We start from the raw sequence: 26,558 nt of genomic DNA on the forward strand, positions 1-26,558 counted from the left end.
CACATGGAACACTTGATTGAAACAAAGCGATTGTCTTTGCAAATTGATTCTTTAAAAGGACAGAAACAAATCATTCTTAAAGATATCCATTTATCGATAAATCCCGGGGAATTTATGACCATTATGGGACCTTCCGGATGCGGGAAAACCTCCTTGCTTTATCAGCTTAGCGGGATAGAATCAGCCTCAACAGGAGAGATCAAATATAAAGGCAGTTTATTATCAGAAATGACAGATAAACAGTTAACTGCTCTGCGTTTAACAGATATGGGATTTGTCTTTCAACACAGCCACTTACTAAAAAATATTACTCTATTTGATAACATCATTGCTGCAGCTTACTTAACAAAGAAAAAGCCAAGAAAAGAAGTGAATGAGCGAGCTAGATATTTAATGGAGAAACTTGATATTGATCATTTAGCAGATAGATATTTGTCAGAAGTATCAGGAGGTCAGCTTCAAAGAGCCTCTATCTGTCGAGCACTTATGAATGAACCAGACATTCTTTTCGCTGATGAACCAACAGGTGCTCTTAACTCCCATGCAACGAAGGAAGTGATGAATATATTTTCGAAAATCCATTCTGAAGGAGCGACACTACTGCTTGTCACACATGACCCAAAGGTTGCTCTTCGTTCTGAAAGAATCATGTTTATGAATGACGGAGAAATAACGGCTAGCTTACATTTAGGGAGATATAATGATGAGTCAACTGCCGAGAAACGGGAGACCAGATTAAATCAATGGCTTCAAGATTTAGGGTTTTAAGTTGGAATAAAACAGGCAGCCTTTCTGCCTGTTTTACTTTTCCTGGCACTCAAATGAATAATCCATAGACAAACTATTAGTCTCTAGTATGATTTTGCCGCCTACTTGTTGACAAGATTCTGTCAGCAATTCGATTTCTTTGCTATAAAAGTATCTCTTTGACATATACAGAGTCACTAAAACAAGTAACAGCGTCGCCATAATCACTGTGATTTGCCAATTTAAGTTTTTAAATCTTTTTTTCATATCAACATCCTTTCCAACAGACTAATTTTTGTCTGCTTCTATCTGTTTCTATTCCAAATTTGATCTAGCATCATCATAACTGATTTTCTTTAATAGATCGACCTTCCAACTTACCCACCTATTAACTAAAATCTCTTTATTTGTAATATACCAGTGATATTTTTGATCATAATCATAAAATCCATTGTATATATTTCTTTTTTAGACGATTAAAAAAAGATTTTAATCATTTGTATAAACATTCAATCACCATTACAATTTCGTACATCACATGACCATAGGTCCTTTTTATTACCTCTTGGCAATCACCTCACAGAAATGATTATATTCTTCCAAAAATTGTGATATCGTTTTTTAGTGAAACAGGTGAAAGGATCTTAAAGAGGTGAAATTTCATGGCTATCATTTCTGCTGAACAGGTGGGGAACCGTTTAAATGATTGGCGAATTGCGATTCGCAAACATGATGTACAAAGTGCTAACGCAATGTACACAGAATTAAAGCAATTGCTTCAAGAAATGGAAGAGAATCAGGAGGTATTGACTTATTATTCATTGCTAGAAGGCAAGTATAAACTCATGATATATGAACGAAGAGGTAAAAAACTGAATGAACAGACAGAGCTAGATTGCCCCTCTAAAACAAACGACTTAATTGAATACTATTTTTACCTATACAAAGCCCTTTACGCTTCATATAACAGAAACTATGCATCAGCCATTGGACTGTTTAAAATTGCCGAGAAAAAACTGCAAAACATTCCGGATGAAATAGAAGTAGCTGAATTCCATACGAAAATCGCAAACTTATATATGCTACTTCGTCAAAGCCTAATTTCTCTTCACTATATTCAGAATGCTATAGATATTTTCAAAAGTCATGAAGGATATGAAAGAAGATTAGCGACAGCCATTGTCATCGCCGCTGCTAATTATATGGATATTGGCGACTTCACAAGAGCAGAAAACTACTACAAAAAAGCATTACACATCGCTGACAATCTAAATGATCATTTTCTAACTTCACAGCTTTTTCATAATATCAGTATTCTGTATGCCGAAGCTGGAGAATCGAAAAAATGTATCGATGCCCTAGAAAAGGCTCTAAGTGATGAAAACTACCTCTCATCGTGCTATTTCCATCACACCATGTTTATGTTAGTCAAAGAGCTGCTCTCTATTGATGAAAGAACACAAGCTCTCTATTACTTCGAATTGGTCAACCAAAAACACGAATCAGAGAAATGCCCCATCTATACAGCAAAAATGAATTTGCTTTACCATCTATATTTTACTGAGGATATGTCTCAAAAAGCTCAAGCCTGTTTCGAGGAAATCAGCATTCTAAAAGAATTAAAGGATGCTGAAGGTGCCTGTGAATTAAGTGCACTAGCTGCAAAACACTTTGAAGATTTAGGTGCCTTTCATCAAGCCTATCTCTTTTTGAAGGAAGCCTATCACATGAACCATCCTATATTTGAATGGAGGAATTCTAATGAAAAAAATGAGTTTATTGATCCTTGCTTTAACCATCGTTGTTTTCGGACAAACAGTGTCTTTCAATTCGTTAAATGAGACGAATCCTGGCACAACAGAACGACCTATCGGAACTTAATATTAAAAATTGATCACAGCAAAGAACCACTTGCCTGATCACAAGGCAAGTGGTTCCACCATTATTTTAATTGCTGATAAGATATGAGGCGGTGTATATGTACCGCAAGATAAGTAAGCTCATCATTAGGAATGACGATACTATGCACCTGTTTAATATAATCTTTGATTTTAAAAGCAACATCCATCGCCTGAGGATACAAGTGTGCAATTTGTTCAAACAACTCATTTTCTTGATCCGACAGTAATTTATTTGCATACAACCTCTCTACAAAGAACTTCACATGTGTAATGAACCGACTGTAATGAATATTCTCTTGGTCCATTTTCATATTCAATGTATAGCGCACAAGATTGACAATGCTTCCGATCATTTTGGCATATTTCATGCTATCTTTTGAATCGGATTCTTCACCTAATGCATTGATTAGGTGAAAGGCGATATTGGCAGCTTCTTCTTTTGGTAATTGTATGCCCAACGTATCATTGACTAACTCAAGAGCGTACTTCCCTACTTCAAATTCTTCAGTATAGTAATTTTTGATTTCCCAGTACACGCGATTCGTAATATTAATATTCTTTTTATGTCGTTCAACAGCAAAATTCAAATGATCCATTAAGGTAAAATAAACGCCTGAATTTAGATTTGAATTTAACCGTTTTTCTGCATATTGGACGATGCGCTGAGTTAAATCGATAAACTCTTGAGGCATAGAATCTAACAATTGAAGAAATTCTTTTGCTCTCATGTTATCGACTGACATAAAGACTTGGTCCGCTTTTTTCTCTTCTATCATTTGACCCGGTTTCTGTCCATAGCCAATCCCACGGCCAAACAAAACCATCTCCTGTTGGTTCTGATCTTCAGCCAGGACCACACTCGAGTTTAAAACTTTTTTGATTTTAAACATCGTCATCACCTGTTTTCATGATTGTGGTGTTCAATCAAGCGCTTCACCATTTGTCTCAATGACTTTTTGGTACCAATAAAATGAGTCTTTTCGAGATCGTTTTAATGTTCCGTTCCCATCATCATCTTGATCTACGTGAATAAAGCCATAGCGTTTTGACATTTGTGATGTACCTGCACTAATAATATCAATGGAGCCCCAACTCGTATATCCAAAGAGATCGACGCCCTCTTCAATCGCTTCTCTCATCTGACGGAAATGCTCTTTAAAATAGTTAATTCGATAGTCGTCATGGATAGAGCCATCACTTTCAACTTTATCCTTTGCACCCATTCCATTTTCGACAATGATAAGAGGTTTTTGATAGCGATCATACAGTTCGATTAAAGAAATTTTCAGACCAACCGGATCAATTTGCCAGCCCCAGTCAGTTGAAGGCAGATAAGGGTTTTTGACTCCTCGAATCGTATTTCCTTCTGTCTGTTCTAACCCTTCTTGAGCTGATTCAGTTAAAGACATATAGTAGCTAAATGAGATGAAATCGACTGTGTTTTCTTTTAGAATGTTGAGATCATCTGCTTCCATTTGAATATGAATATTTTTTCTCTCAAGCATCCGTGTAATCAGTGGCGGATATTCGCCAAACACCTGAACATCTGCATAGAAATAGTTTTCTAAGTTTTGTTTTAAGGCTTGTTCCACATCATTCGGGTGACACGTATGCGGATACGTTGTCAATTTTGTCAGCATACACCCAACCTGGCTGCCTGGAATAATACGATGGCAATCAGCTGTTACAAGAGCAGATGCAACAAATTGATGATGAAGCGCTTGATACACCGTCTCTTCTACTTTACCTTCTGGGCAACGATCAGGAATAATTCCTGCTGTAATAAATGAGTGGCGGTGAATACTATCAATTTCATTAAAGGTGAGCCAATATTTCACATCATGTTGATAACGTTCGAAACAAACATTGGCGAACTTCACAAAGAGATCGACCACTTTTCTTTCCACCCAGCCGTTATATTTCACACTAAGGGCTAAAGGCATTTCATAATGAGAGAGTGTCACAATCGGTTCTATATTGAGTTTTTTCATTTCGGCAAATACACGATCATAGAATTGCAGCCCTTTTTCATTTGGTTCAGCTTCTTCTCCAGTAGGGAAGATCCGACTCCACGCAATAGAAATGCGAAGTGTTTTAAAGCCCATTTCAGCAAATAGAGCCAAATCCTCTTTATAATGGTGATAGAAATCAACACCTCTGCGTTTAGGGTACTTTTTATCATCTGGGTCTTTTATTGCACGTTCTATATTTTCAGAAGTCACAGCAAGATGTCCTTCATAATCTTCTACACTTAAATTGGAACGATACATTGCAATATCTGCAACTGATGGTCCCTTTCCATCTATATTCCAAGCGCCTTCTGCCTGGTTGGCGGCAATTGCGCCGCCCCATAAAAACCCTTTTGGAAAACCTTTAATTGTTGTCATATGTTTAGCCTCCTAATTGTGTGACAACCATCAATGTATCTTGACGATTGACCTCTTGTAATGGCTGTACCTTTATATCATATTGATCTGTATTTGTGATGACAGCAAGTGTAACTGGATCATAACCTGCAGCTATAATTTTTTCTACATCAAATTCAATCAGTAAATCTCCTGCTTGAACACGTTCTCCTGCCTGCACTTTTGGATGAAAATACTGTCCTTGCAGTTGAACGGTATCAATGCCAATGTGGAATAGTACTTCAACCCCTTGGTCCGTTTTCATACCAAGTGCATGATTTGTTTCGAACAGCATGGTCACCTCACCATCTACTGGTGCGTAAAGCGCTCCTTCTGAAGGGACAATGGCAATTCCGTCTCCCATGACCTTTGAAGAGAAAATATCATCTTTTACTTCAGATAGAGAGATCATTTGACCAATCACAGGACTTTTGAATGTTTCACCTGCTCCAATTTGTTCAGCAAATGCCGCTTGATCATTTGTCTTTTCTTCTACTGTTTTATCCTTACCTAATACAAAAGCAGCGATAAAGGCGACAATAAAGGAAATGACTGCTCCAATGACAGCAAACATTAGATTTCGTGGGAGCTCATCTGATATAAACATCGACATACTTGCTAATCCAGGGCCAACAAGTACAAAGGCTTGTATACCAACTAATCCAATGAAGATCCCGCCAACAAACGAACCAATCATGACACTTCCAAGGACTCGCTTATTTTGAAGTGTCACACCATACAAAGCAGGCTCTGTGATACCAAAAAATGCTGAAATCCCTGCCGAAATGGCTGTTGATCTGAGTACCTTGTCTTTTGTGCGTAGTGCTACAGCGAAACACGCTCCACTTTCCGCAATATTATGCGCAAGTGATGCTGGCAAATAAAGTGCTTCTTTCCCAAGGGTACCCATCGTTGTGACTGCATAAGGGACCATCGCTTTGTGCATACCTGATGCGACCATGAATGGAAGGACTGCTGCTAAAATCGCGACAGCTACCCATCCTACTGTATTAAACATTGCAAGAATGATGGATGAAAAACCTTGTCCTGCTGTAAAACCAATCGGTCCTAATAGAAGTAATGTAACTGGTACAGTAATGACTAATGACATCATTGGAACAAAGAAAATCCGAATTGGTTTTGGTGAAAATCGTGTAAAGAATTTTTCCATTTGAGCGTACAGCAATACAGAAAGGATTGCTGGGAACACTTGATACGCATAAGCTATATTTTTCACGTCGAATGACAGCAATTGCGCACCTTCAGTAAGCATAGCCGTCATGTTCGGAAGAAGAAGCGCACCGACTGCTGATAATGCGACCAATGGGTTTACCTTTAGTTTATTCGCCGTCGTTACAGCGACTAGTAAAGGCAGGAAGTAAAGAGGTGCGTCCCCTACCATGTTCAATATTTGATAGGTTTGACCCTTTGCATCCATCCAGCCTAATAGAGAGAAAAGGAGAAGAAATGATTTTAAAATCCCTCCGCCTGCGATAGCTGGAACAAGCGGCTGGAAGACACCGACAATGAAATCTAACAGAACTGTGCCTATTTTTCTTTTTTCTTTTGGCTGATTAGATGGCACGACTTGCCCCGATGAGCTGCTGCCCACTAGTCTTGTTACCTCTTGATACACTTCAATCACGTCATTCCCAATCACCACTTGGCATTGTCCTGACATTCTGACAGCTATGACACCTGGTGTTTTTTCTAGTGCTTGTACATCTGCTTTTTTCTGATCAATTAGTGTGAAGCGAAGTCTTGTGGAACAGTGCTCAAGATGCGCAATGTTTTCTTTACCACCAACATGCTTTAAAACGTCTTTGGCAACCTGTGTGTAATCCATTGTTTCTCCCCCTTTTCTCATACATGAGACCTATATTTTGGCAATAAAAAAAGGACCTAAAACGACAAATTAAAGAAACTCATCGTTTTTAGATCCTGCCTGCATGACCAGTCACATGTCTAATTTATTTATATTGGATTTGTTTTTAGTATATATCGATTATATGAAAGCGTCAACATTTATTTTTTTGAAATTTATTAAGGTCTATATACCTAAATTGATTTTCTTTAATTTAATTGAAACAACCTTTCTCGCTTGTTTATACATCGATATCCTTTTATCATCAATAAGAACTATCTCCATGATAAAAAACCAGATAAGTTTACTCATCTGGTTTCCACCATCTATTTTTTTCTTTCTTCCGCCTGCTTTTTGAAAGCATTCGCTTGTTTTTGATATTCCTTTTTCGTGACCGCTTTTAACTCTACGGTACCGCCTGTCATTTTAAATGGAAGTTTGATTGATTTTACATCTCGATCAGTGGAACCTTGAATGATTCCATCTTCAATTGAGGGCTCATAGCCCATAAAAAAATTTCTTCCATCCGTCTCACCCGAAACTTCTAATCTCATTTCTTTATAAGGCTTACACTCTTTTTCAGGAACAGTTGTTATTAGAAGGGAGCCGGTCCATCCAAGCTCAATATGCATCGTTTTCACCTGTAAAAATAGTTGTTTGTCCTTTGCCGTATAGAGAAAACCATAGATCTTCGCCACTTTCTCCTTGAAGTTTCTCATACTATCATAAAACCTATTTTCCGCGGTATCGAATAGATAATCATATCGTTTTTGAATATCTTTATGATATTTATCTAGCTTTCTTTGATTGATTGCCTTATAAATCGTGCTTTTCTTTTCGCCTTGTTTTTTCACTGAAAGGTCTTTACCTGAAAAATGAACTTCGTATACGATCGTTTCTTTACCTTGTGTGACTTTGAATTCATACCCGTTTTCTTTTGAACTGCCGGATAAGACAAATTGTTTTTTATAGATATGCGGATCCCATCTCACTTCTTCTACATACTTTTCATTCAAATGCCCCGTTACTTTCCCTTTACTCTCAGATACCTTAAACCAGCTCATTCTATCTTTCGTTTTATACGCAAATGCATAGGAATGGTTCAATGAATTTTTTTGTGCAATTGCTTGATATGCTGTCCAGCTGCCTCCACCAATGACTAGCACTGTTAGGATAGACACGATCCACATTTTCAATTTGCTCATACGTACCTCCTCTGTTAACATGTGTATTTTTTCTCCATTATCATGTCAAAACACAATGAACAAAATCTGTTATCTCATCACCCCCTTTATAAAATTTTAAAACCTGCTTGTATTTTCCACTGAATATCAATTATTATATATCTAAATGATATATCTTTTAGATAGGTGTGCTGATATGAAAAAATACAATGATACGACGTATGCGATTTTAGGTATTTTAACGACAGATTGTAAGTCTGGGTATGAAGTGAAGCAATTAATTGATACGAGCTTGCATCATTTTTGGAAAATTAGTTATGGACAAATTTATCCAGCTTTAAAGTTAATAGTCGAGGAAGGTCTTGCTGAGGTTTCACCCGCTTCTACGTCTGGCCGCTCCGACAAGCGGGAATATCATCTGACTGAAAAAGGGCTGGAGACGTTAAGAGAGTGGCTGGCAAAGCCTCTCGATCAGTTACCAACGGAACGAAATGAAGTGTTATTAAAGTTATTCTTCGGTCAATATCTTTCGATTGAGAAAAAGCTGGTACTGCTACAGGATTATGAAAGGCAGCTTCGTATCCGTTATGAGACCTATGTTTCGATTGAAGAAAACATTCAAGAGCTTTATCCAGATGAAGCAGATGCGAAGTATTGGCTGTTTACTTTAGATTACGGAAAAAGAGTGGCTCAAGCAGGAATTGATTGGTGCGTGGAAACATCCCACTTGATGAAGAAGGAAGGGTAAATGAATGAAAAAAGACATACGTGCTGGCAGATTTACAACAGAGAATTCTGACTCGATTGTTGTGTTTATTATCGGCATGCGGATCAACAAACGCTGGGCGGTCCATCAATGGATGCCTGTGTTCATGGCGATGCCTGGCATGATCAAAGAGCTGTATACCCATCAAGATGAGCTTGGTTTCCTCGGAACAGAGAATTACTTTGGCTTACGTACGACAGCGATGATCCAATATTGGAAATCAACAGATGACCTTCTGGCTTATGCGAAGATGGAAAAACATTTGGCGGCTTGGAAGAACTTCCATCAGAGGGCTCAGAACAATGACGCAGTGGGTATTTATCATGAAACCTATCAAATTCAAGCCGGCTCGTATGAATCTGTCTATGTGAATATGCCTTCTTATGGACTGAGCCAAGCGAGAGCGCCTATTCCAATTGGTAAAGGAAAACAAACAGCGAAAGAACGGCTGAAAACAACAAATTCCTAGAGAGCGAATCTCTAGGAATTTCTTTTTGCAACGGTCACAAAATGCTTTAATATGCGGGCTGTTAATCCCCAAATGGTGTAGTTTTCATAATCATAAAACCATTCCTCTATCGAACGGCTTCCCCAGCGGTACTTCTCACCATTCATGATTTTTTCATAAGGGAAATCCTCAGCAGGTATTGGCTGAACGGATACATGATGTAGGTACGGCTCATATTGAATTAGCCATGATAGAGGCACGGTAAAGGTCTCTTCTACTTCTTCTTGATTGAAGGAGTGTTTCACTTTTTGTTCATCAATGATCCCGACATATGGGTAGACCACGAAGGATGGAGACGCAATGTAAGGACTAAGCTGTCCAAGAATCTCCACCGATTCTGGCGGAATGCCCAGCTCTTCATGTGTTTCTCGCAATGCAGCTTCCTGTGCTGTTTCGCTGCCGTCGAGTTTGCCACCTGGGAAGCTAATATCTCCCGGCTGTTTTCTCATGATGAGCGATCGCACCTCAAATAAAATATGCCATTCTCCGTTTACTTGCACCAAAGGGACAAGGACTGCAGCTTTGAACGCTGTTTCTTCTCCAATAAATAACGGTTGAGATTGATGTAAGTCATTTTTTAATTGGTCAATGAACACGGGCATCACCTATTTTCTGTTTCTCTTTCTTTTAGCGTATCATGGTTCACCTTTTGAAGAAAGATGATCTTATCTGACAATTATTTTTATCAAATTGACAACTTTACTTGTCAATTTGAATAACATGTTTTACAATCAAAGAAAGATTCAGATCAAAATTGAGGTGACAGAATGAAAAATCGGCTAAAAGAGCTTCGTGCACGTGATGGTTTGAACCAAACTGAGCTTGCCAAGCGTGCAAAGGTTTCTCGTCAGACCATCAGCTTAATGGAACGCGATGAATTAATGCCGTCTCTCTTGCTCGCTGTTAAGCTTTCACGAATTTTTCAGGAACCCATTGAACGTATTTTTCTATTCGAGGAGGATGAACTATCATGAAAACTGTATACAAACTGCTCTCAGGTGCTCTCCTTGGCTTTCTCGGCGCTTACTGTCTGCTGGCTGCCGAATTTGAAATGACACTTCTTGATATTGCATTCGAAGCGACACTTGTCATCAGTGGATTGACGATTGTATTGATTGTTTATTGTTTTTCAGGGATTTCACGTATGAAGAAAAGAGTATCTCTTTCGGTATCTGGAGATGAAGAGGATGAACTCGAAGCAAAACAGTATCGCACCTTTACTGATTCGACTTTATCCAATACGGTGAGTACCATTTTGTCCATAATTGCCACCGGTATGGCTATCGTTACCGAACAGCCTATTTGGCTGATTCTCGTCAATGTTGCTTTATTTATCGTCACCATTATCAGTTCTTATGTAGCGATATCCGTTCTACAACTTGTCTACCCTAATCGCAATCTCCCAAGCCCGTCTGACAAAGATTATAGTAAAAAGCTGCTCGCTATTTCTGACGAAGGTGAAAAGCATGTGATGCTTGGCGGACTGTTTCACACGTATCAAATGATGAACATCTTATTGACCAGTGCCATGTTTATTCTGATTGTGTATTCCCTTGGAGCCAATCACTCTCAACTCTTCTCAATCATCGTGATTGGACTTGTTTTAATCATTTTGAATGCAAATTATATGTTCAGGATTAGAAATCGTTAAATGAACAAAAGCACAGCCTACTGCAAAGGCTGTGCTTTTCTGTCAGTTATGATGCACGGCGTTTCTTTCGTGCATAAATCAATAATAAGAAACCAAACCAAACCGGTGTTAACAAGAGCGCCGGGCGTGTTGCATCCGCAAACAGCATGATCACAAGAATGGCAGCAAAAAGGACAAGAACACAAATGTTTACAAAAGGTGTGAACGGTGCTTTAAAGGTAGATGCTGCATGCAGTTCAGGCTTTGTTTTTTTATATTTCAAATGGCAAATTAAAATAATACTCCATACCCAAATGAAACAAATGGCACTGATGGTTGTGACAATACCAAAGGCTTGTTCCGGAATTAGCTTGCTTAAGAGAGCACCGACCGATACCACAATTGTTGAAACGAATAGTGCATTACTTGGAACAGCGTGCTTATTCAGACGTCCAAAGGAAGATGGGCCCTGTTTTTGATGACTGAGATTATACAAAATTCGGCTCGTCGAGAACATACCGCTATTACAAGCCGAAGCCGCAGACGTCAAGACAACAAAATTAATGAGTCCCGCTGCTACTGGAATTCCAATCAGCCCAAAGGTTTTTACAAAAGGACTTTCTGATGCACTGAGCTCAGTCCATGGGTTGATACATAGTAAGACAAAAATGGCGCCCACATAGAAAAATAGAATTCTTAATGGAATTTTATTAATCGCAGACGGGATGTTTTTTTGCGGATTGGCTGTTTCTGCCGCGGACACACCGACCAGTTCCACTCCCACATACGCAAAGATGACCATTTGGAATGACAGTAAGAAGCCTGTGACACCATGAGGGAATAATCCGCCGTGTGACCAAAGATTCGTTACCGTCACAGGCCCTGTATCTGTTTGAAAACCAATGATTAAAAGGACAATTCCAACGCCGATCAATAATAGAATCGTAATCACTTTAATGAGTGCGAACCAAAATTCCATTTCTCCGAAAAGCTTCACCGTTAATAAATTAAATCCTAGTAAAATCAACAAACAAATGATGGCAGGAATCCATTGCGGGATATCAAACCAATACTGCACATACACTCCGACAGCAATAACATCCGCCATCGCGGTCATAATCCAGCAAAACCAATACGTCCATCCTGTCACAAAGGATGCCCACGGACCAAGGTAATCCTCTGCAATATCGGTTAATGACTGATAGCCTGTCTTCGATAAGAGCAGTTCACCAAGTGCCCTCATGACAAAAAAGATCGCCATCCCGACAATTAAATAAGCAAAAATGATCGATGGACCTGCCAATTGAATGGCCTTTCCAGAGCCTAAAAACAGCCCAGTCCCAATGGTTCCGCCAATTGCAATCAACTGAACATGGCGGTTTGATAAATCTCGTTTCAATTCTTGTTGTTCCAATGCTAACGCCCTCCTACGACACGATCTTATACTGAAATAATGAACTCTCAAAAAGTCCATAAAAAAAGAGATTGGATGCGCTCCAATCTCTCGGTCATAAAAGAATAGCAAAATAGCGAAAAGCAATACACGGCGTCATCCATGCATTACAAATACAATATTTCGTACTCTTCTGTCCTTTTGCCTGAGATTGTGAACCCTTCGGCGCCGCACATTCATGCGGTCTCTCCAGAAGCTGCTCCTGCCATAGTGTGACCCACAGCATTCATAGCCTTCGTTATTTAATTAAAATGTTGCTATTTCTGAATAATTTCATATTTTACGCCTCTAAAAGAAAGCTGTCAATGGAAATCTTTTATGATTGACGGTGGTAGCCATATAACTTCACTTCATCAATCCCTCTTGATTCATGTATAATAAATCAAAAGATGTTCGGCTCGTTTGCTGGAGAAATCCCTCTTGATCAAGAACAAAGTTAGGAAATCCATGGAAGTTGGTGAAAACAAATGAAAAAAATGAACAAACAGCGTGTCACATTACAGGAAGTCGCCAAGCATGCCGGTGTTTCGACTTCAACGGCATCACTTGTTGTTCGAAATAATCCTAGAATCTCTGAAGCCACTCGAAAAAAAGTACTGCAATCCATGGAGGACTTAGGATACGTATACGACCGCGTTGCTGCCAACATGCGGTCAAAAAGCTCAAATATCGTTGGTGTGATTGTCACGGATATTTCTAACACCTTTATTTCTGAGTTTTTAATTGGCGTGCAAACCACGCTTGAATCACTGGGCTATACTGTTTTACTTGGTACGACCTTTGACAGTGTCGATAAACAGGAGCGGCTCATTTCCACAATGGTAGAGCACCGAGTGGGCGGGATTATTTTAAACCCAGCTTCAAAAAGCTCTGCACGAACGGTCAAACAATTAAATCAAATTCGCACCCCAAAAGTACTGGCAAATCGTGAATTATCAGATGTGCAATGTGACTATGTCGGCGTTGATTATGAACAAGGTGCTTGGATGGCGATTCGTCATCTTCTTCAAAAGGGACATCGGCGTATCGCCTTCTTAGGCGGCATCAAGACCTCATCGACTTGGATTGAGCGGATGAAAGGTTTCAAAAAAGCCCATGACGAAAAAAATCTGACGATTGATGATTCTCTTATTATTGACATAGAACCTACTCGTGAAGGCGGGAAAGAAGCGCTTGCCCAAGTGATTGATCAGCCTGAGCCTCCTACTGCTATTTTTTGTTTTAGTGATCTAGTCGCATTTGGAGTCATTCAAGAACTGTCAGCACGGGACATCAAGCCTGGTGAAGATATCGATGTGGTTGGATTCGATAATGTTCCTGAAGCGGAGATGTACCACCCGCCGCTCACCACTGTTTCCTCTTTCCCCCGATCCATCGGGGTAAAAGCAGCGAACCTTTTATATCATAAAATGAACGAGCAGGATGAAGAGCTGCAGAGATTGATCTTAAAGCCTCAACTTCATATTAGAGAAACCGCTCCCTCATGATGAAAAAGAGAATTGCATGCAGCAATTCTCTTTTTTTATTGATCAAGTCAACCATTTCTTTATTTCATTTTTCTTTTTTTAAATCACAAAGTCATAAACTTGACACATTTAAAACACAGGAGTATATTTATCTCGTTGCTTCTTTTAGTATATCGTTATACCTATTTCAGAGTATCGTTTTTTTAATCAACATCAGTTAAAAGTGGAATTTTCTGATTCTGATCAAATTATGAAGATTTACTTTCTTATCAATTCTATTTTTATTTTTAGGTTTTAGTAGAACGATGTACTTAATTGGAAAACAGATGAATATTCATTATTTTTTTCATCAATTACACAAGGGGTGTTGTGATGGGCATCATATTATTTACTTTTAAGGAAATAACAAAGGGTGTACAAAGAATTTGACCCTAAAGGGTTTCAAATATAGGAGTGGGAACATGAAAAATCCTTATATTAAATCGTCTGTTGGCATGTATTTAAACTACTTCATGCTCGGCATGATCAATATTATTGTAGCTTCCAACATGGACAGCTTATCTGAACGCTACCATGTGGATATTCCGAAAATCAGCTTGCTTGTATCGGCGATCGGAATTGGTAAACTGGTTGCTCTCTTTTTCTCAGGCCGGTTAGCCGACCGCTGGGGACGTAAGCCTGTCATTATTACAGGAAACTTTCTTTACTTATTATTCTTAATCGGTATTCCAACGACAACAAGTTATACACTAGCATTTATCTTTGCGATTTCTGCTGGGATTGCAAACTCGTTACTTGATTCGGGAACATATCCTGCTTTGACAGAATCGTTTCCTAAAAAGGCAAGTTCAGCTTCTGTTTTAGTGAAGGCGTCCGTTTCAATTGGAGCGACTGTTCTTCCATTTATCCTGGCATTCCTTATTGCACATGACATCTTCTGGGGCTGGGCGTTCTTTGGACTAGGGCTTCTTTATTTACTTGTTGGGATTTACTTAATCTTTATGCCGTTCCCGAACCATAAGCAAGTCTCTTCACAGGATGACCTTCCAGTACAGGAACAAATGAAGGAAGAACCTAAAATGCTTGGTGAAGGCTTAGCTGTTGTGCTCATGGGGTTCACGTCGACTGCATTGTTTGTCGTATGGCAGACATGGCTTCCGCAGCTCGGGTTAAAATTAATCGGACTTGGCACAGAACAAGCCACACAGCTTCTATCTTATTTTAGTATCGGTGCACTGGTGTCTGTTCTCTTGCTGTCGATCGTCTTAGATAAATTCATTTCACCTATTATGGTTGCAATTATTTATCCAATTGGAGCATTCCTTGCGATGCTTTCATTATTTCAAATCGAAACATACAGCATTGTGATTGTCAGCACCTTTTTCTTAGGGCTATTTACAGCGGGAATCTTCCAGCTGGCGATGAGTATCATGATGAAACTATTCCCGACAAACAAAGCAACGGCTTCATCCTACGTCAACATTGCGGCAAGCTCCGCGTTTATTCTCGTGCCGCTCATTACAAGTGGGTTGGTCAGCACGTACGATATTAAAATGACGTTATTTTTCGATATGATCATTGCGGTTATGAGCGTATTGCTAGCGGTCTTTGTTCTTGGACGCATGAAAAAATTATTTAGATAATTAAAGGAGATGTCAATCATGACAAACATACATGAACGAAATATTGATGGGAAAACAAAATTAGTCGGTCTTCTTGCTACACCAATCGGGCACAGCCTTTCACCACGGATGCATAACCTTGGCTATACACTAACAGGGATCAACTATGCTTACCTCGCATTTGAAGTAGGGAATGATGAACTAGAAGCAGCCGTATACGGTATGAAAGCAATGGGTGCTGCTGGATTTAACGTCTCTATGCCGAACAAAATGAAAGTATTGGATTACTTAGATGAACTAGACGATTCTGCAAGATACACACGTGCAAGCAACACCGTTGTGAACAAGGATGGCAAGCTGATTGGCTACAACACAGATGGTCTTGGCTACGTGAGAAACTTGATTGAGCATGGCGTTGAATTAGCTGGACAAAAGGTCACACTCGTTGGCTCAGGCGGTGCCGCTACTCCGATTGCGATTCAGCTTGCACAATCTGGTATTCGTGAAATTAGTATTTTTGCTCGTAATGATCAATATTTTGTTCAAGCTGAAGAAAATGTGACGTACATCAACAAAGAAATGAAATCATTTGGTGTCAAAGCGAACATTTTCCCACTTGAAGACAAAGACGCGTTCCGCCGTGAAGTAGCAGAAAGTGCGATCCTAGCAAACGGGACAAGCCTTGGCATGAAACCACTAGATCAGCTCAGCATCATTGATGATACGCTTGATGTTCTGCGTGAAGATTTAATCGTGACAGATGTCGTATACAATCCGCAAAAAACAAAGCTCCTTGCTCAAGCACAAGAAGCTGGCGCAAAAACCATTAACGGTCTTGGCATGATGCTATGGCAAGGTGCACTTGCTTACAAACTCTTTACTGGTGAAGATATGCCAGTTGATCAAGTGAAACAGATTCTTTTTGAAAACGACCGTTTCTAATACAAAAGAAAGACGACTTCCTAAGCGGAGGTCGTCTTAAATTATTGACAAAGGGCTAAAATGATCTTCATTTTAGCCCTTTGTCTTCTTTTCAGCGTGATAGAAAACCTTTGCAGTCTAGGAAGGGCGAGCACAGGAGCGGAGCGAATTTGACATTCGTGAGCACCGGAGCACAGCCCTGACAAAGAATGCGAGGGTTTGTCTACACGCTGAGACGACTTCCGGCGGAGGTCGTCTTTTTTTTTAATCATGTACCATGATTTGGCGGTATCGATACAGGATATACAGTGCGCCGATAATGGCCGCAACAGCCACCACTGCATCGAACATAAAGATTTGTAAAATGGACAAGTGACTCTGAATTAAACCTGTTACGACCGGAATGACGATAGCCGACACACCGCCCGCTGTGGAGATAATTCCTGTCATCGTTCCTTTGTTTTTCCAGAAGAATTCAGCCATCACAGTTAACGTCAGCTGAAAAACTCCTGCTGTTGAAAATCCCAATACAAAAGCATTGACGGTTCCGATGACTGGGGATTTCACGACCAAGAGCACACAAATAGAAACAAGTGTAATGATTGGATAGATCAGCAGCACAGTGACCGGACGGACAAAACGGCGCAACAAAAATGCGAGCATCACGACAGACAGCAGCCCGCCCATGCTATAGTAACTAAGCAGTTTCACAGCACTGCCCGATGTCATCCCCAATATGGCCTCACCGTAAGTAGGAAGCCAAATTTGCGGCAACGCATATAGCCCATTTGACGTAAAGCTGATCACAATGAGTGCGATCCCTTCTCTCCAAAATGTAGGCTCTGTCGAGAAGCGCGGAAGTCCGTCATGCTCCGTTACCTGGACTTGCTCCACCTTGCGATGATTCGGAAATGGCAAGGTCCACAGCATCAAGACATTCACAAGATAGATCAGAGCAGGAACAAAAAATGCTATTCCATAAAACAAATCATGCTCTGCTAAAAAGAAAATCGCCAATGGCAAGATGGTTGCCCCAATTGATATAAAGGCCTTCACCATCACATTCGCAGATCCCGAGTTTTGCGGAAAAGCCTCCATTAATGCAGGATACGTCCCTGCATCCATCGCTGAATTCGCGACCCCTGCCAAAATCGCAAACGCAAACGCGATTTGGTAATTTGGAGACAACGGAATTCCGATGAGGAACACCGCCATCAGCACACCCGAAACCAAAATGACTGGCTTTCGCCCAAAACGATCTGACAGCACGCCCGATAAACCATACGTAAGCACCCTGCCAATGCCAAGCGCCGAAATCATATAACTAATTCCTGCACTATTGGTATTTAACTGTTTGATTAAAAATGGCATATTGGAAGCCAATATAATATTGACCATCCCTAATAAAAAATAATTGATATAAAGACTAGAAGCCGTTCTCACATACGGATTCCTCATCCTGACACACCCCTCAACACCATCGCAATGAAGTGATAAATAATGGTTACGCTTATAAGATCTCATATGTGAGGAAGAACAGCTTTGCAGCCTTCACGTTCATACATCTCATCATGTCATGCAGCTCACCGCTTACATGCCCTTCATGTATCAAGCATGTCTTCAATTTTTCACTGCTCTTATTTTATATGAATGTGAAAGGTAATGATAGTGAATTGCTTAAATTTGAGAGAAAATCATCGATCAAGCGTATGACTCCATCGTTAGGAAAAAAGAGTGGTTCATTCCACTCCCTAAAAGATGTGTCAACTCTATTCATCGTTAATTATTATAACCCCCAAATACTTAGCTCATAATAATATTCCGTTCGCTCTATGCATAAACCAAAACGAAAATCCTCTGCGACTAAAAGAAAATCACCATATCCAGTTGAAAATTTGGTCTGCTCAAGAAGCTGGTTTAAGTGACTAAACACTTCACCCACATCCACTAAAAGGGCTTCAATTTCATGATCTCGAAAAAATAGTATTCTGCCTTGTGTAGGTGTTATTTTTACCTTTTTAACCATTTCCTTTAACATCTGTTCAGATTTTTCAATATGCTCTCGGTAGTGGTTTCCATATATTTGAACTTTCTCTTCTCTTGATTGAAGGAAAGTAAAAACCTTTTGACAAAACAATTGATTTTCTTCGATATCTAAAAATGCGTTTTCTGGAAGTGTCATATAGCTTAATTCGTTTATTAAATGCTTTCTTCTGCCTCTTCTTTTTAAGGTTTCGATTTTAGTTTTTGGGTTATTATTCATTTTGGTGACCTTAATATTCCCTTTCCATCTTGTATTTATCAGATACATCCTTCATTAGATAATCAATTAATTTATATATATGCTTCTTTAAGCATAAATCGGAACAAATATTAAAAACCATTAAGTTGAAAATTGTGTATAGCACATCATAAAACAATTTGGGGTGTTTTTGTATGAAAAAGGAGTGAGTTATTCGATCAGTGTAAAAGAAGAGACCGTTCGATTGAAGTTGCAGGGATTCATTAAAAAATAGGGATTATGAATAGTACACAAGTGGAAATATGGACAAATGGTATCTTAATGGGGAACAGCATTGCTTTCATCAATTGAAATGAACCAACTAGTCATCGAAAAAATTTCGACAACTGGCTGTTTCATAAAGTATCACATCATCTAAAAAGCAATATCCATTAATACTATATACACTTAGCTGTTTAAGTTCATTTACTTTTTGCTCTATCCACTTATAGTAGTTTGTAACTTCTTGTTCGAATTCAAGTTTTATTTTCATTAGGCACCTTTTAATCAGTAGTTACATTTGCTCAAATTGAACAAATGCTTTTTCTTTTTGTAAAAACTCCTCAAAAAGAGATGCTAATCTATTTATATTCTCTTCTTTTGAATACAACAACGGATTATAACCATCTGAAGGAGGCATATAATGAATAAACGGTTCCATATCCTCAGGATAACCAAAATCTGCGTATACTTCAGAAAGTTCATCCAACAACTTTTCAGTTGAATTCTTATTTATTTCTTTTAAGTGAGAAGTTATACCATATCTCCATTTCCTTTTTTCAATGTCCCATTGGCTGGATTCTTCTTCTATCAAATCATTATATAATTCTACCAATACCATTTGAAGTTTTCTATAATCTTCATCTGGGTCGCCAGCTCCCCAAGCTAATTCTAGGATTAAAGAATTTTCACATTCAATATGATTAGATAAATATTCCACAGCATACTTGCTTATTTCTTTATATGAAATCAAATCTAGCCTAATTCCTACATATATAGTTTTCCAATCATAATGAATATTATAAGTTTTTAAGACCTCTATAGAACTTTTCATTTTTTCTTCATTCCTATCTTTTAGGATTTTGATTAGGTAATCCTGTAATTTCACCTTCTGGAATAAACCTTCTATGAGTAACCCCCTTATTGGGATCGACAATCCACTCAAAAATACCATTTTGATCTTTTACCGAAAACACTCTTTCAATTATACGTAAATCTTTATTATAAACATCCTTGTAACTATAGAATTTCATTCCACCTTCTATTTGATATAACTTAACCTTTGTTTTATCACCACCAACCAAATCAAACTCTTTAGCCAGTGGTGTGTAATTGTCAATTATATCATTGAAGCCATGTTGACCATCTGGGTTTTTCAACGCACTTCCGACCCTTTTATTATCTATTACCGGATGTTCTATTTTATCTCCTTTAATCCCCATCTTCCCATGAAACCCTTTCGCCCCAAACGGCAAAAGCATTCCTAGCGCCGCATTCATACTCGCTTCCTGCTGTTCTTTCGAGACCTTATTTCCAAACATATCACGCCCTGTAATCGCTTCGCTGAAGCCGTTGGTGGCGGTAAGACCATATAAGCCTTTTTGAGATGTTTTTAGGGCGTCAAAAGACTTTTGCGATGTCTTGTAAATGTCGACTGCTCTGACTGCGGCTGATGTGGCTTGAGTTGTTTTATAGACGGCTTTTCCACCTTTGAAAATACGACCTGCCCATCCGACGATTGGGATATAACCTGCTGCTGCCATGCCGCCTGCGGCGACGCGCTGTCCTGCGGTAAGTTCTTCGCCTGTGATCGGGTCAACACCTGTTGCGGCGCGTTTTGCATCGTTCACGCCTGTCAATTCATTGACGATATTTCCGCCATAATCAAGTGCTTTTTCATACCAAGGACGGTTGGCGAGTGCTTCCTGTTCCTTTGCATTCTCACGGGCCTCTTCTTGTTCTTTTTTGATTTTCAGATATTCAGAAGTTTGCTTCTCAATATCGCTTTTTGCCTTGTAGATTTCACTATTTTGATACGCTTTCTTGTCAAAATTCATAGGCGAAATGGCTTTTCCGTCATTTGTGGCATTCATCATTTCCGTATACAATGCCATTGTAGCTTGCTGCTCCGTTTCTGACAAAGCATATTCATCTTTTACATTTTGATCAAGCTCTCTTAGGTCTTTCACTGTCTTTTTTCGCTCGTCTTCCGCATCTGCAATTTTTTCATCAAAGGTTTGACTATCAAATACTTCTAAAGAAATAAGGTCGTCGATGTCTTGAAAAATCGTTTTAAGCGCCTTTTTTTGATCCTTCACAATGCTTTTGGCATTTTTGATGCCCATATGTACAGCGTTGTCTAAAAAGTGTTCTTCTACAAAGGTGTCGCCGCCAAAGTTTGTATCATCTAGTGTCCCAGAAACACCTTCATGAAAGGCTTTTTGCTTATCAATGAAGCTGATAAACATATCTACATTTCCAGCCAGTTCTTTATAAAAGCTTTTAATGTTATCGGCACCTTTTCCAGTGAAATCATCACCGAGGTTAGAAACACCTTGTAATGCTTTTTTTAAATCTACCATTTGTTCACGGAGTTCCTGGTAGTGTTTTGCCCTTGCATCCATGGCACTTGTTAGTGCTTTTGCATCAAGTATCTTGCCCAGAAGCAGTCACTCCCTCCATTATTGATCATAAAGTCTATTTTACCGTGTCCATCAAAACGGAAAAATAGGTTAATTGACATAAAAAACGGAATAGACTCTCTATTTAACGGGCTAAATAAAATAAGCTAGACAAAGCACTTTGCTCTGTCTAGCCATACATCCGTTTTATTTATAATCATTGACAGGTCCTTTATCCATCAATACCTCAATTTCATTAGAAGACTTCATTTTTAATTTAGGTCTCCGCTCAGAGTTTGGTTTGCTATAAAGCTCAAGTGGGCGGATGATCACACCATCATTTGTATTTTGAAGCATACCTGGCACACAAGAATAAATACGATCATTGTCATTGGCATGTTTGGAATGAATCGTCACAGACGTTCCTTGATGATTATCGATACTCATAGATACTCTATATCTATAAAAAGAACCTGTCCCGTTTGATTGAGCAGAATAAACAACCGGAACGACAGCAAGGATATCATCATTTAACCGTAGTTTAATAACTTCTGTTTTCATTGATTCATGGTCTCTACCGACATCTCCCATATGCTCAACAGCTCCGTTGCCGTAACTTTTGAGAGCAGAAATTCCTTTCGCACCAAACATAGCCACATCTACTTGCTTTCCTGACTTTGTGTAGACCAATGCATAAATATCATAATCGGTGCCGGATTCCCAAGATACTGTCGCTGTGATCTCAGGCGTTTTCTCTATTATGATCGGTTTATGACCTTTGTCTAGACTAATTTTACCTTGAACTTTTTCTAAACTGATAGGTGCAACAACTTTCTCTTTAGCCGTTGTCTTCGTTTGAGCAGGGCCATCAATTGGTTGTTTTTCAGGAGCCATTTGAGGTGTAGAAATATCCTGTTCATCAGGTTCAACCTCCACACCATAAAGCTTGCATAGCCCTTCCAGTCCAGAATCGAAGCCACGCCAGATTGAGCGTGCTTTCGTGTCACCATTTCTTATATATAGCTCTACTACGACAATGCCCTTTTCATTTGTAAAGTTTACTGGTGTTAGATAAAACACCTCGTCACCTGTTCGAATTTCTGCTTGCAAATGCTTCACTTGAGAAAAGCCCATTCCTTGATCTTCTGTTAATGTAATAGCCATCTTTGTGATTCCAGAAGGCACTTTGCTCATATCAAAATTTAGTTGATGCCTTTTCAATTGACCTGATACCTCTGCTGGTAAAAGTGCCGCTGCACCTGAGGCACTCTCTGGTTGATTGTAAAAAATAATGCCATGATCTCCTTCAACCTGATCCGAATCTGTTAAAAGAAACGCCGTTAAAGAAATATCAATTTCAGATGACACTTCATAGCTGATGGATACCTGTCCCTTTGGAGAGTTTAGTACGGTATTGGCTCCCATTTGCAGAGTGTGATTCATTACAACAACTCCTATTCTTCATCTACCATTTAACGTTTTTATAGATCAATTATACCAAATCATGTAATGAAACCTATTCATATCTTTATCTCTTTTCAACCTCTGCTGCGATACCTAAAAACAAACCACTCTCGAAACAATGTGTATAAAAGAATCATTCCTGCAATTATGGTGATATTCGGCCTTTGGATCCTTCTTCAAATATCCTTGAACATCAAGGTCTTTCACAATCCAACGAACTATTTTGTGGCCATTACTCTCTTTTTTCTTTGTATTCAGGCACTAATAAAACTTAAACGATGAAAAACCCGAACAAGCATATACCACGCTCATCCGGGCTTCTATTTTTTCCTTTATTACACTTCTTCACCATTCGTGGCAATGACGTTTTGGTACCAAGTAAACGAATCTTTTTTAAGGCGCTTCATTGAGCCGTTGCCTTCGTTGTCGCGGTCAACGTAGATCATGCCGTAGCGTTTTTTCATTTCGCCTGTTGTGAATGACACGATGTCAATGATCCCCCAAGGTGTGTAGCCAATCAGGTCAACACCGTCGTATTCGATGGCTTTTTTCAGTGCTTCGATATGAGAAGCGAGATATTGAATTCGTTCTGGGTCATGAATGGAACCGTCTTCCTCCACTTGATCTATAGCACCAAACCCATTTTCAACGATGAAGAGCGGGATTTGATAACGATCGTAAAAACGATTCAACGTATATCTTAAGCCAGTCGGGTCAATGGACCAGCCCCAGTCACTTGATTTGATATAAGGATTGTCTACACCATGCGGAAGGGCTCCGTTGACAATGTCTCCGTCGTTATCAGACACTGCATCACTTTTAACTGTTGTCGACATGTAGTAGCTAAAACCAAGATAATCTACTTTTCCTTTTCTTAAGCTTTCTTCATCGCCTTCTTCAAACGGAATATGATAGCCTTCGCGTTCGAATTCTTTAAGTGCATAGCTCGGATAGTAGCCCCTAACTTGTACATCAGGGAAGAAATAGCGTTGTCTCATATATTCTTCAGCAAGCATGACATCCTCTGGATTTGAGGAATACGGATAGATTGGTACGTGAGATACCATTGCACCAATTTGAAAAGCAGGATTGATTTCTTTGCCTTTTGCTACTGCCCATGCACTTGCTAGTAATTCATGATGTCCTGCTTGATACATGATTTCTTTGGCATTTTCGCCTTCTTTGACTGATACCCCTGAGTTTGTCCATAGGAACAGCGGGTTGTTGACATCCATTTTGTTATTGATTTCATTAAATGTCATCCAGTATGTGACTTTGTCCTTGTAACGATTGAAGCACACTTCAGCGAATTTCGCGAAGTATTCAGCGACTTTTCGGCTTCGGAATCCGCCGTATTCTCTTGCCAAATGAAGCGGCATCTCAAAGTGAGACAGTGTAATCACAGGCTCGATGCCATGCTTGAGCAGTTCATCAAATACATCATCATAGAATTGTAAACCAGCTTCATTCGGTTCTGCTTCATCTCCCTTTGGGAAAATTCGGCTCCAGCCGATGGATGTACGAAGGCATTTTAACCCCATTTCGGCAAACATCGCGATATCTTCCTTGTAACGATGGTAGAAATCGATTGCTTCATGATTCGGATAAAATTTGCTGTCTTCTATCGACTCCGTAATTTGTCTCGGTACTCCGTGGGCACCAGCTGTCATTACATCCACAACACTTGGGCCTTTTCCTGCTTCATTCCATCCACCTTCGAATTGATGTGCAGCTAATGCTCCGCCCCATAGAAAATCTTTTGGTAATGTCATTATATATTCCTCCTATTTCACAATTGTGATCATGACGTCCGTTGGCTGACATGTCGATAGTTCTTCTACGATCACATCTTCGTACGCTTGTGTATTGGTGATGATGACCGGTGTGACTGTTTTTAATCCTTTGCTTTCAATGGCTTCTTGATCAAATGTCATCAACAAGTCACCCTTCTTCACCTTGTCACCTTCTTTGATCTTGAGTGTAAACGCTGAGCCATCTAGAGAAACAGTATCAATTCCTACGTGAACAAGTAACTCCACACCAAATTCTGAACGAAGTCCAATGGCATGCTTTGTTGGTGCAAGCATGACGACGCTGCCGTCAAACGGTGCATACAGCTTATTATCTGTCGGTTCAATCGCAAACCCTTTGCCCATCGCCCCAGAGCTAAATACGGCATCCGGTACTTCAGATAATGCGAGTACTTTTCCAGCAAGTGGTGCAGTGATTGTTTCTTCATTGTTCAACGAAGCATTCTTATTTTCTTCATCTTCATCTTGATCTTTGACAGGTGTTGCACCAGCCGTCTGTTCTACTGTATCTTCCCCATAACCAAACATTTGAATGAGCACAACTGGTAAAATCAGCGCAATTGCAACACCAATTAAGATACCGATGATCGATGTTGGATAATCTGCACTAATTCCGTTCACAATTGTCAGTGGACCAGGCAAACCTGCATACGCAAAGTAATAAGGTGTGAAGAAGCTGGCAACGATGGCACCGGCTGCTCCAGAAATACATCCGAAAATAAACGGCTTTTTAAAACGTAAGGTAACACCGTAAATCGCTGGCTCGGTGATTCCGAAGAGTCCCGTGATTCCAGCTGACACTCCGACTTTCCGAGTTTCGCGGTTTCTTGCTTTTAAAATAACCCCTAACACTGCGCCGACCTGAGCGATAACAGCGATGGTTTGATATGCCTGGAAGGAATCCCTTCCGTACTGTTCAAAGTTGGCGAGCACCATTGGCGTGATGCCCCAGTGAACGCCGAAAATGACAAGCACTTGCCAGAATCCACCGATAATGGCGCCTGCTAAAGCTGGTACATTTTCTGCCAAGATATTGTATCCGTTAGCAATCCCATTTGCACCTGCTGTTGACAGTGGACCAATTATTAGAATGGTTAACGGAACCATGACGACCATACAGAGAAATGGCACAAATAACGGTTTGACAACCTCGTGAATCCGTTTGTTTAAAAATCTCTCTACATATGAAAGAATCCACACTAAGAACAGCGGAGGCAAAACGGATGACGTATAAACAGTTTCAGATAACGCAATCCCTAAAAAGGTAACGCCTTCACCTGAAGCTACACGTCCAGCAATTTCTGTCCAAGCCGGACTAACAAGCGCTGCTGTACACGCTACGGCGATATACATATTCGTTTTAAAATGCTTGGCTGCTGTGATGGCAATAAAGATTGGCAAAAACGTAAACGGCGCCCAGGAAATAAAGCTAAAGACTTCATACGTTCCCGTTTTCGAAAAGCTTGGAAATAACAGATTAATGAGGATAAGGGCACCTTGCAAAATACCAGCTGCGGCCAAAATATACACAAAAGGCGCAAACACAGCTGACATGGTCGCGATGACACGGTTCAGTATCGTTCCTTTGTTTTCATTAGGCTGGTCATCACTCGACGTTTCAAGCTGAACGAGGCTTGAAAAATGCTCGTATACCTCACCAACATGCTGGCCGATGACGACCTGAAATTGACCGCCGTTTTCCACCACGGTAATAACGCCGGGCATCGCGTTGACAGCTTCCTTGGCCTTAGGATTTGAACGTTTTAGTACCAAACGCAGCCGCGTGGCGCATCTTGCGGCACTCACCACATTTTCTTCTCCGCCAACTGCCTCTAAGATGTCTTCTGCAAGCTTTTGATAATCCCTCACTTTTGACATATAAACCCCCCCTTTATCACTACTAGTATATGCACA

The 26,558-nt window shown here is 39.8% G+C and carries 23 protein-coding genes and 1 riboswitch; of the genes, 10 read left to right on the forward strand and 13 right to left on the reverse strand.

Annotation, left to right across the window (positions count from 1 at the left end):
- Positions 1-3 precede the first annotated feature (3 nt).
- Entirely contained in the window at positions 4-768 is a 765-nt protein-coding gene (locus QRN39_RS15090; RefSeq protein WP_284907547.1) for an ABC transporter ATP-binding protein, read from the forward strand.
- A 641-nt stretch (positions 769-1,409) separates the two neighbouring features.
- A complete protein-coding gene (locus tag QRN39_RS15095; protein ID WP_284907548.1) occupies positions 1,410-2,588 on the forward strand; it encodes a Rap family tetratricopeptide repeat protein in 1,179 nt (392 codons plus the stop codon).
- Positions 2,589-2,689: 101 nt separating this feature from the next.
- Here the strand turns inward: QRN39_RS15095 and licT are convergent, their stop codons facing one another.
- The 4 genes from licT to QRN39_RS15115 form a co-directional block, all read right to left on the reverse strand.
- Positions 2,690-3,538: a BglG family transcription antiterminator LicT gene (gene licT, locus QRN39_RS15100; protein WP_137054136.1), complete on the reverse strand. Its 849-nt coding sequence runs from the start codon at positions 3,536-3,538 to the stop codon at positions 2,690-2,692.
- Positions 3,539-3,568: 30 nt separating this feature from the next.
- Complete coding sequence (locus tag QRN39_RS15105) at positions 3,569-5,035, reverse strand: glycoside hydrolase family 1 protein (protein WP_284907549.1); 1,467 nt, start codon at positions 5,033-5,035, stop codon at positions 3,569-3,571.
- 4 nt (positions 5,036-5,039) lie between these two features.
- Positions 5,040-6,899: a beta-glucoside-specific PTS transporter subunit IIABC gene (locus QRN39_RS15110; RefSeq protein ID WP_284907550.1), complete on the reverse strand. Its 1,860-nt coding sequence runs from the start codon at positions 6,897-6,899 to the stop codon at positions 5,040-5,042.
- Positions 6,900-7,243: 344 nt separating this feature from the next.
- Positions 7,244-8,122 carry a hypothetical protein gene (locus QRN39_RS15115; protein WP_113387515.1) on the reverse strand — a complete coding sequence of 293 codons (879 nt, stop codon included), beginning with the start codon at positions 8,120-8,122 and terminating at the stop codon, positions 7,244-7,246.
- Positions 8,123-8,297: 175 nt separating this feature from the next.
- On the opposite strand from QRN39_RS15115, the gene QRN39_RS15120 reads away from it, so the two are divergent.
- Positions 8,298-8,849, forward strand: a complete 552-nt coding sequence (locus QRN39_RS15120) for a PadR family transcriptional regulator (RefSeq protein ID WP_251190582.1) — start codon at positions 8,298-8,300, stop codon at positions 8,847-8,849.
- 4 nt (positions 8,850-8,853) lie between these two features.
- Positions 8,854-9,336: a DUF4188 domain-containing protein gene (locus QRN39_RS15125; RefSeq protein WP_003215117.1), complete on the forward strand. Its 483-nt coding sequence runs from the start codon at positions 8,854-8,856 to the stop codon at positions 9,334-9,336.
- A gap of 11 nt (positions 9,337-9,347) precedes the next feature.
- Here QRN39_RS15125 and QRN39_RS15130 read toward each other — a convergent pair whose 3' ends face one another.
- The gene (locus QRN39_RS15130; protein WP_284907551.1) at positions 9,348-9,971 is read right to left on the reverse strand and encodes an NUDIX hydrolase; all 624 of its coding nucleotides are present in this window, start codon (positions 9,969-9,971) and stop codon (positions 9,348-9,350) included.
- Between the two features lie 171 nt (positions 9,972-10,142).
- On the opposite strand from QRN39_RS15130, the gene QRN39_RS15135 reads away from it, so the two are divergent.
- Positions 10,143-10,349: a helix-turn-helix transcriptional regulator gene (locus tag QRN39_RS15135; RefSeq protein ID WP_003215336.1), complete on the forward strand. Its 207-nt coding sequence runs from the start codon at positions 10,143-10,145 to the stop codon at positions 10,347-10,349.
- Positions 10,346-11,026 carry a DUF3169 family protein gene (locus tag QRN39_RS15140; RefSeq protein ID WP_003215128.1) on the forward strand — a complete coding sequence of 227 codons (681 nt, stop codon included), beginning with the start codon at positions 10,346-10,348 and terminating at the stop codon, positions 11,024-11,026. The genes QRN39_RS15135 and QRN39_RS15140 overlap by 4 nt, the downstream gene beginning before the upstream one ends.
- A 46-nt stretch (positions 11,027-11,072) precedes the next feature.
- Here the strand turns inward: QRN39_RS15140 and QRN39_RS15145 are convergent, their stop codons facing one another.
- Positions 11,073-12,419: an amino acid permease gene (locus tag QRN39_RS15145; protein ID WP_050944619.1), complete on the reverse strand. Its 1,347-nt coding sequence runs from the start codon at positions 12,417-12,419 to the stop codon at positions 11,073-11,075.
- Between the two features lie 162 nt (positions 12,420-12,581).
- Positions 12,582-12,661, reverse strand: a riboswitch (glycine riboswitch).
- Positions 12,662-12,925: 264 nt separating this feature from the next.
- Between QRN39_RS15145 and QRN39_RS15150 the strand changes: the two genes are divergently transcribed.
- The 3 genes from QRN39_RS15150 to QRN39_RS15160 all read left to right on the forward strand — a co-directional run bounded on the left by QRN39_RS15150 (position 12,926) and on the right by QRN39_RS15160 (position 16,488).
- Positions 12,926-13,945, forward strand: a complete 1,020-nt coding sequence (locus QRN39_RS15150; protein ID WP_050944620.1) for a LacI family DNA-binding transcriptional regulator — start codon at positions 12,926-12,928, stop codon at positions 13,943-13,945.
- A gap of 440 nt (positions 13,946-14,385) precedes the next feature.
- Positions 14,386-15,567 carry an MFS transporter gene (locus QRN39_RS15155; RefSeq protein WP_044139103.1) on the forward strand — a complete coding sequence of 394 codons (1,182 nt, stop codon included), beginning with the start codon at positions 14,386-14,388 and terminating at the stop codon, positions 15,565-15,567.
- A gap of 18 nt (positions 15,568-15,585) precedes the next feature.
- A complete protein-coding gene (locus QRN39_RS15160) occupies positions 15,586-16,488 on the forward strand; it encodes a quinate/shikimate dehydrogenase (protein ID WP_284907552.1) in 903 nt (300 codons plus the stop codon).
- Between the two features lie 243 nt (positions 16,489-16,731).
- On the opposite strand, the gene QRN39_RS15165 is transcribed toward QRN39_RS15160, so the two are convergent.
- From QRN39_RS15165 to QRN39_RS15185, 5 genes are all read right to left on the reverse strand, one after another.
- On the reverse strand, positions 16,732-17,925 hold the full coding sequence (locus QRN39_RS15165) for an MFS transporter (RefSeq protein WP_212045761.1): 1,194 nt from the start codon (positions 17,923-17,925) through the stop codon (positions 16,732-16,734).
- Between the two features lie 328 nt (positions 17,926-18,253).
- Positions 18,254-18,730 carry a YxiF family protein gene (locus tag QRN39_RS15170; RefSeq protein ID WP_284907553.1) on the reverse strand — a complete coding sequence of 159 codons (477 nt, stop codon included), beginning with the start codon at positions 18,728-18,730 and terminating at the stop codon, positions 18,254-18,256.
- 532 nt (positions 18,731-19,262) lie between these two features.
- Positions 19,263-19,802: a DUF2247 family protein gene (locus tag QRN39_RS15175; RefSeq protein ID WP_253621980.1), complete on the reverse strand. Its 540-nt coding sequence runs from the start codon at positions 19,800-19,802 to the stop codon at positions 19,263-19,265.
- A gap of 13 nt (positions 19,803-19,815) precedes the next feature.
- On the reverse strand, positions 19,816-21,372 hold the full coding sequence (locus tag QRN39_RS15180; protein ID WP_436917987.1) for a ribonuclease YeeF family protein: 1,557 nt from the start codon (positions 21,370-21,372) through the stop codon (positions 19,816-19,818).
- 204 nt (positions 21,373-21,576) lie between these two features.
- Complete coding sequence (locus QRN39_RS15185) at positions 21,577-22,812, reverse strand: TerD family protein (protein WP_284907554.1); 1,236 nt, start codon at positions 22,810-22,812, stop codon at positions 21,577-21,579.
- Between the two features lie 141 nt (positions 22,813-22,953).
- On the opposite strand from QRN39_RS15185, the gene QRN39_RS15190 reads away from it, so the two are divergent.
- Positions 22,954-23,115, forward strand: a complete 162-nt coding sequence (locus tag QRN39_RS15190) for a hypothetical protein (protein WP_240792625.1) — start codon at positions 22,954-22,956, stop codon at positions 23,113-23,115.
- A 53-nt stretch (positions 23,116-23,168) separates the two neighbouring features.
- Here the strand turns inward: QRN39_RS15190 and bglA are convergent, their stop codons facing one another.
- Both bglA and QRN39_RS15200 read right to left on the reverse strand, forming a co-directional pair.
- A complete protein-coding gene (gene bglA, locus QRN39_RS15195; RefSeq protein ID WP_253622924.1) occupies positions 23,169-24,608 on the reverse strand; it encodes a 6-phospho-beta-glucosidase BglA in 1,440 nt (479 codons plus the stop codon).
- Positions 24,609-24,617: 9 nt separating this feature from the next.
- On the reverse strand, positions 24,618-26,522 hold the full coding sequence (locus QRN39_RS15200) for a beta-glucoside-specific PTS transporter subunit IIABC (RefSeq protein ID WP_284907555.1): 1,905 nt from the start codon (positions 26,520-26,522) through the stop codon (positions 24,618-24,620).
- Between the last annotated feature and the right edge of the window lie 36 nt (positions 26,523-26,558).

The organism is Bacillus sp. lyk4-R2A-2, assembly GCF_030209735.1.
GTDB classification, from domain to species: domain Bacteria; phylum Bacillota; class Bacilli; order Bacillales; family Bacillaceae; genus Bacillus; species Bacillus pumilus.